10 protein-coding genes are annotated in these 12,689 nt (G+C 70.0%); 3 read left to right on the forward strand and 7 right to left on the reverse strand.

Annotated features, from left to right (window positions below):
• Positions 1-250 (forward strand): hypothetical protein (locus ACJ73U_RS06945; protein WP_407776695.1); only part of this gene is annotated, 250 nt, incomplete at its 5' end.
• A 105-nt stretch (positions 251-355) separates the two neighbouring features.
• Here the strand turns inward: ACJ73U_RS06945 and ACJ73U_RS06950 are convergent.
• On the reverse strand, positions 356-2,176 hold the full coding sequence (locus tag ACJ73U_RS06950; protein WP_407776696.1) for a ricin-type beta-trefoil lectin domain protein: 1,821 nt from the start codon (positions 2,174-2,176) through the stop codon (positions 356-358).
• Between the two features lie 49 nt (positions 2,177-2,225).
• Positions 2,226-4,121 (reverse strand): discoidin domain-containing protein, encoded by a 1,896-nt coding sequence (locus ACJ73U_RS06955; RefSeq protein WP_407776697.1) that lies wholly within the window; start codon positions 4,119-4,121, stop codon positions 2,226-2,228.
• 165 nt (positions 4,122-4,286) lie between these two features.
• Between ACJ73U_RS06955 and ACJ73U_RS06960 the strand changes: the two genes are divergently transcribed.
• Positions 4,287-5,282: a LacI family DNA-binding transcriptional regulator gene (locus ACJ73U_RS06960; protein WP_407776698.1), complete on the forward strand. Its 996-nt coding sequence runs from the start codon at positions 4,287-4,289 to the stop codon at positions 5,280-5,282.
• A 358-nt stretch (positions 5,283-5,640) separates the two neighbouring features.
• Entirely contained in the window at positions 5,641-7,896 is a 2,256-nt protein-coding gene (locus tag ACJ73U_RS06965) for a M4 family metallopeptidase (protein ID WP_407776699.1), read from the forward strand.
• A gap of 98 nt (positions 7,897-7,994) precedes the next feature.
• Here the strand turns inward: ACJ73U_RS06965 and ACJ73U_RS06970 are convergent, their stop codons facing one another.
• From ACJ73U_RS06970 to ACJ73U_RS06990, 5 genes are all read right to left on the reverse strand, one after another.
• The gene (locus ACJ73U_RS06970; protein ID WP_407776700.1) at positions 7,995-9,092 is read right to left on the reverse strand and encodes an Asp23/Gls24 family envelope stress response protein; all 1,098 of its coding nucleotides are present in this window, start codon (positions 9,090-9,092) and stop codon (positions 7,995-7,997) included.
• A 309-nt stretch (positions 9,093-9,401) separates the two neighbouring features.
• The gene (locus ACJ73U_RS06975; protein ID WP_407776701.1) at positions 9,402-10,364 is read right to left on the reverse strand and encodes an N-acetylmuramoyl-L-alanine amidase; all 963 of its coding nucleotides are present in this window, start codon (positions 10,362-10,364) and stop codon (positions 9,402-9,404) included.
• Positions 10,361-10,639, reverse strand: a complete 279-nt coding sequence (locus ACJ73U_RS06980) for a hypothetical protein (RefSeq protein ID WP_407776702.1) — start codon at positions 10,637-10,639, stop codon at positions 10,361-10,363. Before ACJ73U_RS06980 ends, ACJ73U_RS06975 begins: the two co-directional genes overlap by 4 nt.
• A 185-nt stretch (positions 10,640-10,824) precedes the next feature.
• Positions 10,825-11,718 (reverse strand): carbohydrate ABC transporter permease, encoded by an 894-nt coding sequence (locus ACJ73U_RS06985; RefSeq protein WP_407776703.1) that lies wholly within the window; start codon positions 11,716-11,718, stop codon positions 10,825-10,827.
• 1 nt (position 11,719) lies between these two features.
• On the reverse strand, positions 11,720-12,643 hold the full coding sequence (locus ACJ73U_RS06990) for a carbohydrate ABC transporter permease (protein ID WP_407776704.1): 924 nt from the start codon (positions 12,641-12,643) through the stop codon (positions 11,720-11,722).
• Positions 12,644-12,689 lie beyond the last annotated feature (46 nt).

The following is a 12,689-nucleotide window of genomic DNA, read 5'->3' on the forward strand; positions in this document are numbered from 1 at the left end:
CACCTCCGGCTCCTACACGTCGATCACGTGGGCACTGCCCGCCGGTGTCAACCCGGCCGCGGGTTGCGGCAACGGCGACTTCAGCTGCTCGATAAACCTGAGCAGCTCACGGGACCACTGGGTCTCGATAAACATCACCTTGACCCAGGGCGGCAGCTCCTTGACCGTCAACTCCGGTGCGCGGATCAACGCGGTCTGTTCCCTGCCGAGCCCCTTCCCCGGCAAGCCGCCGCAGCCCGTTCTCTGCTGATTTCGCCACCGGTCACCCGCAACGGAAAGTCGGGGGCCGGAGGGATTCTCGCCCTCCGACCCCCGCGAAACGTGCAGCGCACCCGGGTTTCGGCCGGTGACGCCGTTACGCCGGTACGGTCCACTTCTGGTTGGACGCGCCGGTGCAGGTCCAGATCTGGAGCTTGGCGCCGTCGGCGGTGCTGCGGTCCTTCACGTCGAGGCACTTGCCGCTGCCGGCGTTGACCAGGTCACCGCCCGACGAGTACGTCCACCGCTGGTTGCCGCCGCCGAAACAGTCCCACAGCTGGACGGGCGTGCCGTCCGCCGTGCCGTTCCCGGTCACGTCGAGGCACTTGCCGAGGCCGCGGATCGTGCCGTCCGTCGCGAGGGTCCACTGCTGGTTCGGGCCGGACGTGCACGTCCACAGCTGCGGTGAGTTGCCGTTGGTCGTCGAGCCGTCGGTGACGTCCAGGCACTTCCCGCCCAGACCGGTGATCGGCCCGGTCCTGCCGGCCGGCGGGGGAGTGGTGCCGCCCGAACCCGGCCACGTGAAGGTCGCCATCGCGCCGCCGGGCAGCTGGTAGCCGAACGACTGGCCGCCGTAGGACACCTGGAAGTTCTGCGTGCCACCGCTGTTGACGGCGACGAGCACGATCGTGCCGTCCGGGTTGCGGAACGCGACGTTCTGGATGCCGCCGTCGCCGTAGCCGGTCGAGTCGATGCGGACCGCGCCGGGCTGGACGAACTTGCTCAGGTGACCGAGGACGTAGTACTCGGCGTTGTAGGTCACGCCGCTGCCGTTGACGGTGACCACGCCCGTGCAGTTGCCGCAGCTGCCGATGACCGGGCCGTGGTTCGCGTCGAGGGCCATGTTCCACGTCGTCACGGTCCGGGCCCAGTTGCGGGTCGTGCCGATCGCGAGGTTGATGCCCTGCCAGCGCAGCGAGTCCCGGAACGTGGCCGCGTCGTCGCCGGAGGACGTGCCGGAGCACTCGGTGAAGAAGATCTCCTTGCCCGGCTGCGCGTTGTGCACCGTGGACTGTCCAGTGGGACTGCCGCCGTAGCAGTGCCACGCCGAGCCGACCACGTTGCTGCCCGCGCTGTTGTTGACCTGCTGCGCGTAGCTCGTGTCGTCCCAGTTGTGGTCGTAGCCGAGTAGCTTGGCGGGCAGTCCGGCCGAGCGCAGCTTCGGCGCGAGGTTGTTGATGATGGTCGACTGCTGGGTCGCCGTCATCGGCATGCCCGGGTAGCCGGGCGGTGAGAAGTTCGGCTCGTTCTGCACGCTCAGGTAGTCGATCGGCGCGCCCGCGGCCCCGTAGGCCTGGGCGAACTTCACGAGGTAGTCGGCGTACACCCCGACCTGGCTGTCGTTGAGGGAGCCGCCGATGAGGCTGTTGCTCGTCTTCATCCAGGCCGGCGCGCTCCACGGCGTGGCCATGATCGACAGCTTCGGGTTCAGCGCCCTGGCCTGCCGGACCAGCGGCAGGACGTAGGAGTTGTCGTGGGCGACGGAGAACCGGGAGAGGCTCGGGTCGGCCGCGCCGTCGTCGTAGGTGTAGAAGCCGCGTGCGAAGTCCGTCGCGCCGATCGGCTGCCGCAGCCACGACAGGCCGACCCCGCTGCTCGGGTTGAACAACGCGTTCATGATCTCGTCGCGCCGCGGCGAGTTGAAGACGTTCCACGCGGCCGCGTCGGTGAACGAGGCGCCGAAGCCCACCATCGACTGGTAGGTGGTGTTCGGGTTCACGGTGATCACGGATCCGCTGCCGCCCGTGCCGAACGAGACGTTCGCCTGTTGCCGCAACAGGTTCGACCGGTCGGCGGTGGTGAGCCAGACGCTGGCGGTCGTCGCCGCCATCGCGGGCGCGGCCGGGACGGCGAGCGACGCCCCGACGGTGGCCAGGACCGCGGTCACCACCGCGGCCGTTCTCGATATCGATGACATGATGCTCCTTGCAGGGTTGGGAGCAGTCTCCACACGGCCGGTGGAGAAGTCAGTCGTAGAGCCGGATGTCCGCGACGTTCCACCAGTTGTCCGCCGCGCCGGTGGACGTGATGCGCAGGAACCGCGCGCTGGTGCGGCGGACGTCGACGGTGGTGAGCTGGCCGGCGCCGGTTCCGGTCGCCAGGGTGCGCCAGGTGGTGCCGTCGTCGCTGGCGGACAGCTGCCAGCCGCGGGCGTAGTCCCCGAGGTTGCCGCCGCTGTCGACGGCGACCCGCCGGAAGTGCCTGCGTGCGCCCAGATCCACCTGGAGGTACTGGCCGGGCGCCTGCGCCGCCCCGCTCGACCAGCGGGTCGAGGCGTCGCCGTCCACGGCGAGGGCCGAGTCCGTGCCGAGCGAGGCGGTGGCGGTCGCGCCGTCCAGCGGCACGGTGTCCAGCCTGCTGTGCGCGGCGCTGCCGCGCGGCCAGGTGAACGTGGCCAGTGCGCCGCCGGGCAGCGTGTACTCGAAGGTGCGGTCGCCGACGTTGACGGCGAAGGAGCGCGGGTCGTCGTTCTCGTTGTGCACCACCAGCGCGGTGGAGCCGTCCGGATTGCGGAACGCCACGTCCATGATCTGGCCGTTCCAGCCGGTGGTGCCGAAGGACGTGCTGGCGATGCGGCGGGCGCCCGGCTTCACGAACTTCGACAGGTGCCCGATCGTGTAGTACTCGGCGTCGGTGGTGACCGAGCCGTCCGGCTGAACGGTCACCAGGCCCGTGCACGTGTCGCAGCCGCCGTTGTGCGGGCCGCCGGTGCTGTCGAGGGCGATGTTCCAGTTGACCGCGCTGCGTGCCCAGTTGCGGGTGGTGCCGATGGTGATGGTGCGGGCGTGCCAGGTCAGGGTGTCGCGGAACACCTTCTCGGGCGGGTCGGCGGGACCGTGGGAGCCGGAGCACTCGGTGAACCAGATTCCCTTGTCCGGGAACGCGTTGTGCAGCGCGGTCTGGGCGCTGGGGTCGCCGTAGTAGCAGTGGAACGCGGTGCCGGCGATCCAGCGGGCCGCCCTGTCGCGCAGGATCTCGTACGGGTAGTCGGTTTCCGTGTCGCCGTCGTTCGGGTGCGTGGCCCAGTTGTGGTCGTAGGCCAGGATCCTGGTGCGCGGGCTGGCGGCGCGGAGCTTCGGGCCGAGCGCCGTGATGACCTTCAGCTCCTGGGCGACAGGCAGGTCCGTGCCGGGATAGGCGTTCGGGGTGCGGTTCTGCGGCTCGTTCTGCACCGACAGGAAGTCGATCGGCACGCCGGCGGCCGTGTACGCCTGGACGAACCTGACGAGGTAACGCGCGTAGGCGTCGTACACGGCGGGGTCGTCCTGGAGCCGGCCGCCGACCAGCGAGCCGGTGGTCTTCATCCACGCGGGCGGGCTCCACGGCGTGGCCATGACCTTCAGCGCCGGGTTCAGGCGCTTCGCCTCGCGCAGCAACGGCAGGACCGTCGCCTCGTCGTGAGCGATGCTGAAGTGCCGCAGGGCGAAGTCGGTCCGGCCGGGCGGCACGTCGTCGTAGGTGTAGTGCGCCGCCGACGCGGTGAAGTCCGAGGAGCCGACCGGCTGGCGCAGGAAGCTGACGCCGATGCCGCGCACCGGGTCGAACAGCCGGCGCATGGTGTCGGCACGGACAGCGGGGGAGAGGCCGTTCAGCACGGCGGCCGACGAGTCGGTGACGGACGCGCCGAACCCGTCGACCGACTGGTAGGCGCGGTCCGGATCGACCACGATCGTCGGCTGGGCCGAGGGGGCCGTGCCGAACGTGACGGGTGGGCGCTCGGCCAGCAGCTCGGTCCGGTCCGGCGTGGTCACCCAGACCCGCGCCTGCGCCAGGCCGTGTCCACCGGCGGCCCCGGCGGGCGGCACCGCGATGGCGCCGAGGAGCAGGGCCATGGTCGCGACACCGCGATCGATCGTTCTCATCGCCGTCCTTCTGACCGGGAACATCCAGGATGCAACAGATGGTCAATCACTGTGAAAACATTGCTTGCATGATGAAACACCGGGGGTGTGACAGCGTCAAGCCCGAGAACCCGTCCGGCTATACTGACCTGGTGGAACGCGAGCCTGGCCACCTGAAACAGCGCCATGCCGGATAACCCGCGGGCGACGCTGCGTGACATCGCCGCGGAGACCGGGGTCTCGGTCGCCACCGTCTCCCGGGTGCTCAACGACCACGTCAACGTGGCACCGCGAACCCGTGACCTGGTCCTGCGGGCCGTCGAACGGCGCAAGCTGCCCGCCGCCGAGCCGGTCAGGGCGCGCACCGTCTACGTCCGCTGCCCGTACATCCTCACCGACTACTTCGGCCTGATCGTGTCCTCGGTCGCCGAGACGCTGAAGCTCCACGGCCTGCGCCTGCTGCTGGACGCGGGGGAGTCCGCGCAGTACAGCCATGTGCTCCCCGGCCTGCCGGGCCAGGAGGACGTCGACGCCGCGATCCTCATCCTGCCGCCGGAGGACGGCGAGGCGCTGGTCACGTTGTCCCGCACCGGGTTCCCGTTCGTGGTGGTCGATCCCCGCACCCCGCCGCCACCGGATGTCGCCGCCGTCTCCGCCGCGCACTTCGCCGGCGCCCGCGCCGTGGCCGACCACCTGATCGACCTCGGCCACCGCGACCTCGGCGTCATCGCCGGCCCCGAGGAGTGGCTGGCCAGCGACGCCCGCCTCGCCGGTCACCGCGCCGCACTCGCGCAGGCGGGGATCCTGCTGGCCCCGAGCCGGTTGCGGCACATCGAACCCACCACCGCCGCGGGCCGGCTGGCCGCCGCCGACCTGCTCGACAGCACGCCGCGCCCCAGCGCGATCGTCTGCTTCAACGACAAGGTCGCCGTCGGCACCCTGCAGGCCGCCCGCGAACGCGGCCTGCGCGTCCCCGAGGACCTGTCCATCGCCGGGTTCGACGACATCGACCTCAGCCAGGCGACCGACCCGCCCCTGACCACCGTGCGGCAACCGCTGCAGGAGATGGGGCGGATCGCGGTCACGCAGCTCATGCGCGTGCTCGACGGGCACCAACCCGAGGCACTGCACATCGAGCTGGCCACCACGCTGGTCGTCCGCGGCTCCACCACCGCTCGCTGACCCCGGGGAAGCACGCCGAGGCGGGCCACGCGGCGCTCGCCAGGACGCGCGGGTGTCGGCGGCGCGCGATTTGTCCGGTCCACTAGCGACTCGTTACGCGACCGCGGCGCATTCTGCCGGCGCTCCCGGCCGGGGCGACCGATCCGTTGCGCCGCACGGACTTTTCGTTCGCCATGGGACGGTGGGACAAAGCGGTCATTTTCATTATCTGTTTATACGTTGATGCAAACGGTCCTTGTGCGGCGCTGACCCGCGCTTGATATTTGAGCTGGTTCGCCCCGAACCACCTCACCTCTTCACGCACGTGACCCCCGATCGAGGGCTCGGGGGCGCTGCGCCCTGCACTGAGGAGTTTCCCTTGACGTTACTGAGACGTGTCGTCGTCCTGGCCGCGGCCGGCCTGCTGGCCGCGGGTGGCGCGACATCCGCGGCACAGGCACAACCCGCGCCCGGCGCCACACCGAGTGCGCAGTCGCTCGCGGCGAGCGCCGCGTCCGCCTTCGTGGCGGCCAAACCCGCCGCTCTGCACGCGAGCGCGAGTGACGCGTTCACGCAGCACCCCGTGATCGACTTCAAGGGCACGCAGTACGTGCCCTACGACCGCACCTACAAGGGACTTCCCGTGGTGGGCGGCGACTTCGTCGTCGTCACCAACTCCTCGGGCCAGGTCATGCAGACCTCGGTCGCCCAGGACCAGACCATCGACCTTGCCTCGACCACCCCGACGATCACCGCCGAGCAGGCCGAGGCGACCGCCCGCGCGGAGCTGAAGTCCGTCACCTCGGTGACCGGCACCCAGCTCGCCGTCTACGCGCACGGCACGCCCACACTCGCGTACCAGACCACGGTCACCGGCACCGGCAGCGAGGGCTACAGCAAGCTCTCGGTCGTCGTCGACGCGGCGACCGGCAAGGTGCTCGAAAGCCGCGAGCACGTCATGCACGGCACCGGCACCAGCGCGTGGAACGCCAACCCGGTCACACTGAACACCACCCACTCCGGCTCCACCTTCTCCCTGCGCGACCCCAACGTCACCAACCTCAGCTGCCAGAACGCCTCCGGCAACACCGTCTTCTCCGGCACCGACGACAGCTGGGGCAACGGCACCGCGAGCGACCGGGAGACCGGCTGCGTCGACGCGCTCTTCGGTTCGCAGACCGAGATCTCGATGCTCTCCAGCTGGCTCGGCCGCAACGCGCCGGACGGCAGCGGCGGCGCGTGGCCGATCCGCGTCGGCCTCAACGACGTCAACGCCTTCTACGACGGCAGCCAGGTGCAGGTAGGCCACAACCAGGCCGGCGGCTGGATCGGCGCCATCGACGTGATCGCGCACGAGCAGGGGCACGGCATCGACGACCACACGCCGGGCAGCATCTCCAACGGCGGCACGCAGGAGTTCGTCGCCGACACCTTCGGCGCGGCCACCGAGTGGTTCGCCAACGAGTCCACGAGGGACACCCCCGACTTCACCGTCGGCGAGCAGGTGAACCTGGTCGGCAACGGCCCGATCCGCTACATGTACAACCCGTCGCTGGCCGGCGACCCGAACTGCTACTCCAGCTCGGTCCCGGGCGGCGAGGTGCACGCGGCGGCCGGTCCCGGCAACCACTGGTTCTACCTGCTCGCCGAGGGCTCCAGCCCGACCAACGGCCAGCCCACCAGCCCGACGTGCAACAGCAGCGCCGTCACGGGCGTCGGCGTCCAGAACGCCATCAAGATCATGTACGGCGCGATGCTGATGAAGACCTCCAGCAGCTCGTACCTGAAGTACCGCACCTGGACGCTGACCTCGGCGAAGAACCTCGACGCCACCTGTGGTCTGTTCAACGCAACGAAGAGCGCGTGGGACGCGGTGAGCGTGCCGGCGCAGTCCGCCGACCCGACCTGCTCGGCGAGCGGCGGCGTCACCGTCGGCAACCCGGGCAACAAGAGCGGCACCGTGGGCACCGCGATCACGGCGTTCACCGTCACCGCGAGCGGCGGCACCTCGCCGTACCACTTCTCGGCGACCGGGCTGCCCCCGGGCGTCTCGATCAACGCGACGAGTGGCCAGGTGTCGGGCACCCCGACCTCGGCGGGCTCGTTCAGCGTGACGGTGAACGTGACCGACAGCTCCAGCCCGGCGAAGAGCGGCTCGACCTCGTTCACGTTCACGGTCACCGGCGGCGGTGGCGGCAGCTGCGGCCAGAACCTGATCTCCAACGGCGGGTTCGAGAGCGGCAGCACCGGGTGGACGGCGACCACCTCCGTGATCAGCACCGGTAGCAACGCCCACGCGGGCAGCGGCTTCGCGTGGCTCGACGGCTACGGCCGCAGCCACACCGACACGCTGCAGCAGGTCATCTCCATCCCGGCCAGCTGCAACGCGACGCTGAACTACTACCTGTGGATCGACACCGAGGACGACCCGTCCGCGGCCTTCGACAAGCTCACGCTGACCGCCAACGGCCAGACCCTGACCAGTTTGTCCAACCTGGACGCCGGTTCCGGGTACGTCCTGCGGTCGGTGAGCCTGGCCTCCTTCGCGGGGCAGTCGGTCACCCTGAAGTGGACCGGTGTGGAAGACGCCGCACTGGCGACCAACTTCCTGATCGACGACGTGTCCACCAGCTGACGGTTCGAGTCGGACCAACCGGTGGCCGGGTGCTTCCGCACCCGGCCACCGGCCTGCTGCTCCGCCGGCGTATGTGCCAGGACCGGGTGTGGGTGCGGTCAGGCGGTCGGCACGTGGATGTCGCTGACGTGGATATCGCTGACGTGGACGTCCACGGCGGCGACGTCGAGGCCGAGGAACTGCTCGACGGCCTCGATCACGTCGGTCCGGAGCTGTCCGGCGAGCGCCTTGATCGCGTGTCCGTACTCGACCACCAGCGAGACAGTGATCGTGGCGACCTCGTCGTCCACCGCGACCGAGATGCCGTCGTCGTCGAGCCCGTGCACCCCGTCGATCTTGCCGACGACGATGCCGACGACCTTCGCGACCACCCCGTCGTCCACCGTGACGCTCCCGCGCGTGCCCGCGGCGGCCCGACCATCGACCGCGACCGGCAGCACGACCGGTTCCACCACCGTCTCCGCGACAGTTTCCGCAGCCGGCTCGGCGATCGGCTCCACGGCCGGTTCGGTGATCGGCTCCACGAAGTGCTCAGCGATCGGTTCGGCGGCAGGCTCGGTGATCGGCTCAGTGATCGGCTCGGCGGCGGGCTCGGTGGTCGGGTCAGCGTTCGATTCGGCGGCCGGTTCAGCGGCAGGCTCGGTGATCCCGTCAGTGATCGATTCGGCGGCAGGTTCGGCGAAGTGCCCAGTGATCGGCTCGGCGGCGGCCTCGGTGATCGGGTCGGCGATCGGCTCGGCGGCCAGCTCGGTGGTCGGGCCAGTGATCGATTCGGCGGCAGGCTCGGCGAAGCGCCCAGTCGTCGGCTCGGCCGGCTCGGTCTGGTCGGCGTCGTTCGCGGCGATGTCATCGGCTGGTGCTTCGTCGCCTTCGGCCGGGGCGGGCTCGCCCTCCTCCGTGCGCACGCCCTCCTCGTCGGCGTGCTCGGAAGCGGCGTCATCTTCGAGATCTTCTTCCGCGAGGCCGTTCTCCGCGAGGTCGTTCGGGTCGTCGGGCTTGGGGCTGTCGGTCCGGGCGCGGCCGAAGAGGCCGTGGATGATCTCGGGCATGGTGTCGTTCCCCTTTCGAGAGAGACGACGAAACGGGGGGAGGAGAGAGTGGACGGCGCAATGATAAGCACACCCACTGTGACCCCGATCACCTACCCCATGTTCGAGATTTCCCTGTGTCCCAACAATGTTCAGCCTGAGACGCATGCTGGGGACCGTCGACACCGAAGAGGCCCGAGCCGCCAGGACGCGCCGGTCGTATACGCCGACGCCGACGACAACGCCGCGGCCGACGCCGCGCTCGACGAGACCGCGAGAACCGCCATCCGGGCGACCATCGCGGCCCTCACCGGCGGCGAAAGTGTTGCTGGGGGCCGTTGACCCGCGCCGACAGGATGGCCGCCGGCCCTGTCAGGCCGGCACGCCGAGCAGGTCGGCCACCCCGCCGCGGCTCCTGATGACTGGCGACGGCCCGGACGGTGGGAATGCGCGGCCGGGCCGTGCCATGTTCCGGTGCTACTTGCCCGCCCGCTCGTACGCCGCGTGCAGCTCGGTGGTGAACTCGTCCTCGAGGTCTCGCGGGAGCCGCGCGGCCAGTCCTTCCGCGAGCTGCTTGACCTGGTCCGGTGTCACCTTCCCGTCGGCCGGTCGCAGGCCGTTGATCGCGGCGAGGATCTTCGTCTCGTCGTCGGCCAGGGGGAGCAGTTGGCGGGTCAGGAAGTTCCCGTCCAGGGTGTCCAGCACGTGCGCGGGGGTGGCGCCGGGCGCGTCGGGACCCACCTCCCGCACCGCCTGTCCCGTCGGGTCCGTGGCGTCGCGCACGTAGTAGCGCTGGTGCAGGATGCCCGCCACCCGGTCGTAGACGAACTTCAGCCAGTTGTGCTCGTCGGGCGTCAAATCGTTCTCCTGTCCGCTTGCCGCCGCGTTGCGGAACGCGGTCATGTCGATGGTTCGCCCCGGCGCGGTGCCCGGGTCCCACTTGCCGGTGATGCTGGTCTCGGCGTGCGCCCTGACGCGCTGGACGTCCCCGCGACCGCAGACGTCGGCCACCGCCCTCGCCCACGCGACGGCGGCGCTGTACTGGGCGTCCCGCATGGGGCTGGTGCCCGGGTAGACGATCTCTAGGCCCAGCACCCGCTTGTTGAACAGCGTCGTCACCGGCAGCGGCCCCATGGACCGGCCACCGGAGGCGCCCGCGTGGTTGGCCGGGTTCGCCGCGACCACCGTGATGGAGCCGTCGGCGTTGCCGGCGTAGTTGCACAGGGGACCGCTGAGGTCCTTCCGCCCCCTGACGAGCAGCTCGCCCGCCACCGTGCCCGGCAGCGCCACGCCGTGCGCCCCGCCCGTGTGGTGGACCAGACCGCCCTCGTAGGCCGAGGACATGCCGTTGCCGCGGGTCTGCCAGCCGGGCATCTCCTGCACCACGATCCCGGCGGCGCGCAGGCGTGCGTTGATCTCCTGGCACCGCGCGACGCTCATGGCCGGTCCCCGATGGGCTCGACGGTCAGCGGGTTCGCCTCGACGTCCTGCTCCGGGGTGAACCCCGGCCGCAGGTACGGGGCGTCGGCCTTCGCGTCGAGCTCGCCGGTCACGAGCACGCCGCCGTCGACGTCCTCGTGGTGGATCCGCACCTCACCGGCACGGCTGGTGGGGCTGTCGTTCCCGTCAGCCACCGCGGACAGGTGCGCACGCACATGCGCCTCCACGTCCGGCAGGGCGTCGCGGGTCGACCATCGCGAGTAGCGCAACGTCACTGGTCACCATCCGATCGAGAACGGCGGCGGCCACCGTGTGAACAGCGGTCCGCCGTGTCGAAGCCAGGATGGTGGATGGGGGTCTTCTCGTCCGTCGCGTCGGCGTCACCGGACCGTCTCGCCGGCCGTCCCCCGCGATGGGGGAACACGGCTGAGCAGGGGCTACGGCTGGACCTGTGCGCCGGTCAGCGGCTGAAGCCGGCGGAGAGGCCGCGGAGGAGCTGGCGGCGGCCGAAGGCGTAGAGGATCAGGATGGGCAGCGTGGTGAGGACGACGGCGGCGACGATGGCCGGGACGTTGACACTGTACTGGCCCTGGAAGCTCCACAACGCGAGCGGCAGCGTCCGCTTGTCGGGGCTCTGGGTGAGGACCAGCGGCAGCAGGAACCCGTTCCAGATGTTGAGTGCGTTGTAGACGGTCACCGTGAGGATGGCCGGGCGGGTGAGTGGGGCCGCCAGCCGCCACATGGTCATCCACTCGGAGGCGCCGTCGATCCGCATCGCCTCGAACAGTTCCTTGGGCACGTCGCGGATGAAGTTCGCCAGCACGAGCACGGACAGCGGGATGGCGAACGCGATCGAGGGCAGGATCAGTGCCAGCAGGCTGTCGTACAGGTGCAGCTTGATGATGATCAGGTACACCGGGATCACGGTCGCCTGCAGCGGGATCGCGAGGCCCATCAGGAACAGGCCGTTCACCAGGCGCAGGAAGCGGAGCTGCCAGCCCCGCACGATCGCGTACGCGGCCATGAACGAGAACACCACGGCCGGCACCACCGCACCCGCGGTCGCCACCACGCTGTTGACGAAGTACGTGATGAAGCCCGACTCCAGGACGAACTGGTAGGCGCCCAGCGTCGGATGGCCGGGCGGCACCATCGGGTTGCTCGTGTAGTAGTTGCTCTGGACCTTGAAGCTGGTGATGAGCACCCAGTAGAGGGGGACGACCACGATCGCGAGCCACACCCAGCCGGCCAGCCCGCCGAGCCAGTTGCGCCGTTGGTTGCCCGGGTTGTCGCGCCGGTGCCGTTCGCGGTGCGTCGCCGCCTGGTGTGGTGGCCGGGTGAGTGTGAGGCTCATGTCAGGCGCCCTCGAACTGGCTCTGCGTGGCGTCGCGGCCGCCGAGCCTGCGCAGCAGCAGGGCCAGGGCGAGACCGACGAGTACGAGGATGACGGCGATGACGCTGGCGGGTCCCATCAGGTTGGCCTGGAAACCCCGTTTGTACATGTCCAGCGCGAGCACCCGGGTGGCGTCCCCGGGACCGCCTTCGGTCAGCACGAAGATGAGGTCGAAGAAGGTCAGCGAGCCGACCACCATGAGGGTCGACGAGGTGATGATCGTGTACTTCAGCTGGGGGAGCGTGATGCTGAAGAACTGGCGGACCCGTCCGGCGCCGTCAATCTGCGCGGCTTCGTACAGGGACTGGGGGATCTGCCGGACGCCACCCTGGTAGATCAGCGAGTGGAACGGGATGAACTGCCAGGAGACGACGAACACGACGAGGCCGAACGCGAGCGCGGGCCGGCCGAGCCAGTCCTGGCTGAGGAACTTGATCCCCAGCCCGGCGCCGAGGCCGAAGTTCGGGTCCAGCAGCGCCTTGTAGGCGATCGCGATGGCCGCGGAGCTGAGCAGCAGCGGGATGAAGTACACCACCGCCAGCACCGCGCGGTAGCGCTGGGGACCGGCGAGGAACGTGCCGATCAGGATGCTCAACGGGGTCTGCACCGCCCAGGACGCGAGCATCACCAGGAACGTGATCCAGATGACGTGCGGCAGCTCGGGATCGCTGAGCACGGCGCGCCAACTGTCCAACCCGGACGGTTGGATCGTGCCGATCCCGTCCCACGTCGTGAAGCTCAGCAGGAAGACGCCGACGAGCGGGATGACGGCGAAGCCGACGAAGAACACCAGCGCCGGCGCGACCAGCCACGGCAGGACGCCGTGCCGGCCGCGCCGCTGCGCGGGTGTGCTCCCCGGCTCGGGATCGTGGACGAGCTGGCTCACTGGTTGGTGGCCGCGTTGAGGTTGTCGGCGAACTGCTGCGGGGAGA

It is taken from the genome of Actinophytocola sp., assembly GCF_045807065.1.
GTDB lineage: Bacteria > Actinomycetota > Actinomycetes > Mycobacteriales > Pseudonocardiaceae > Actinophytocola.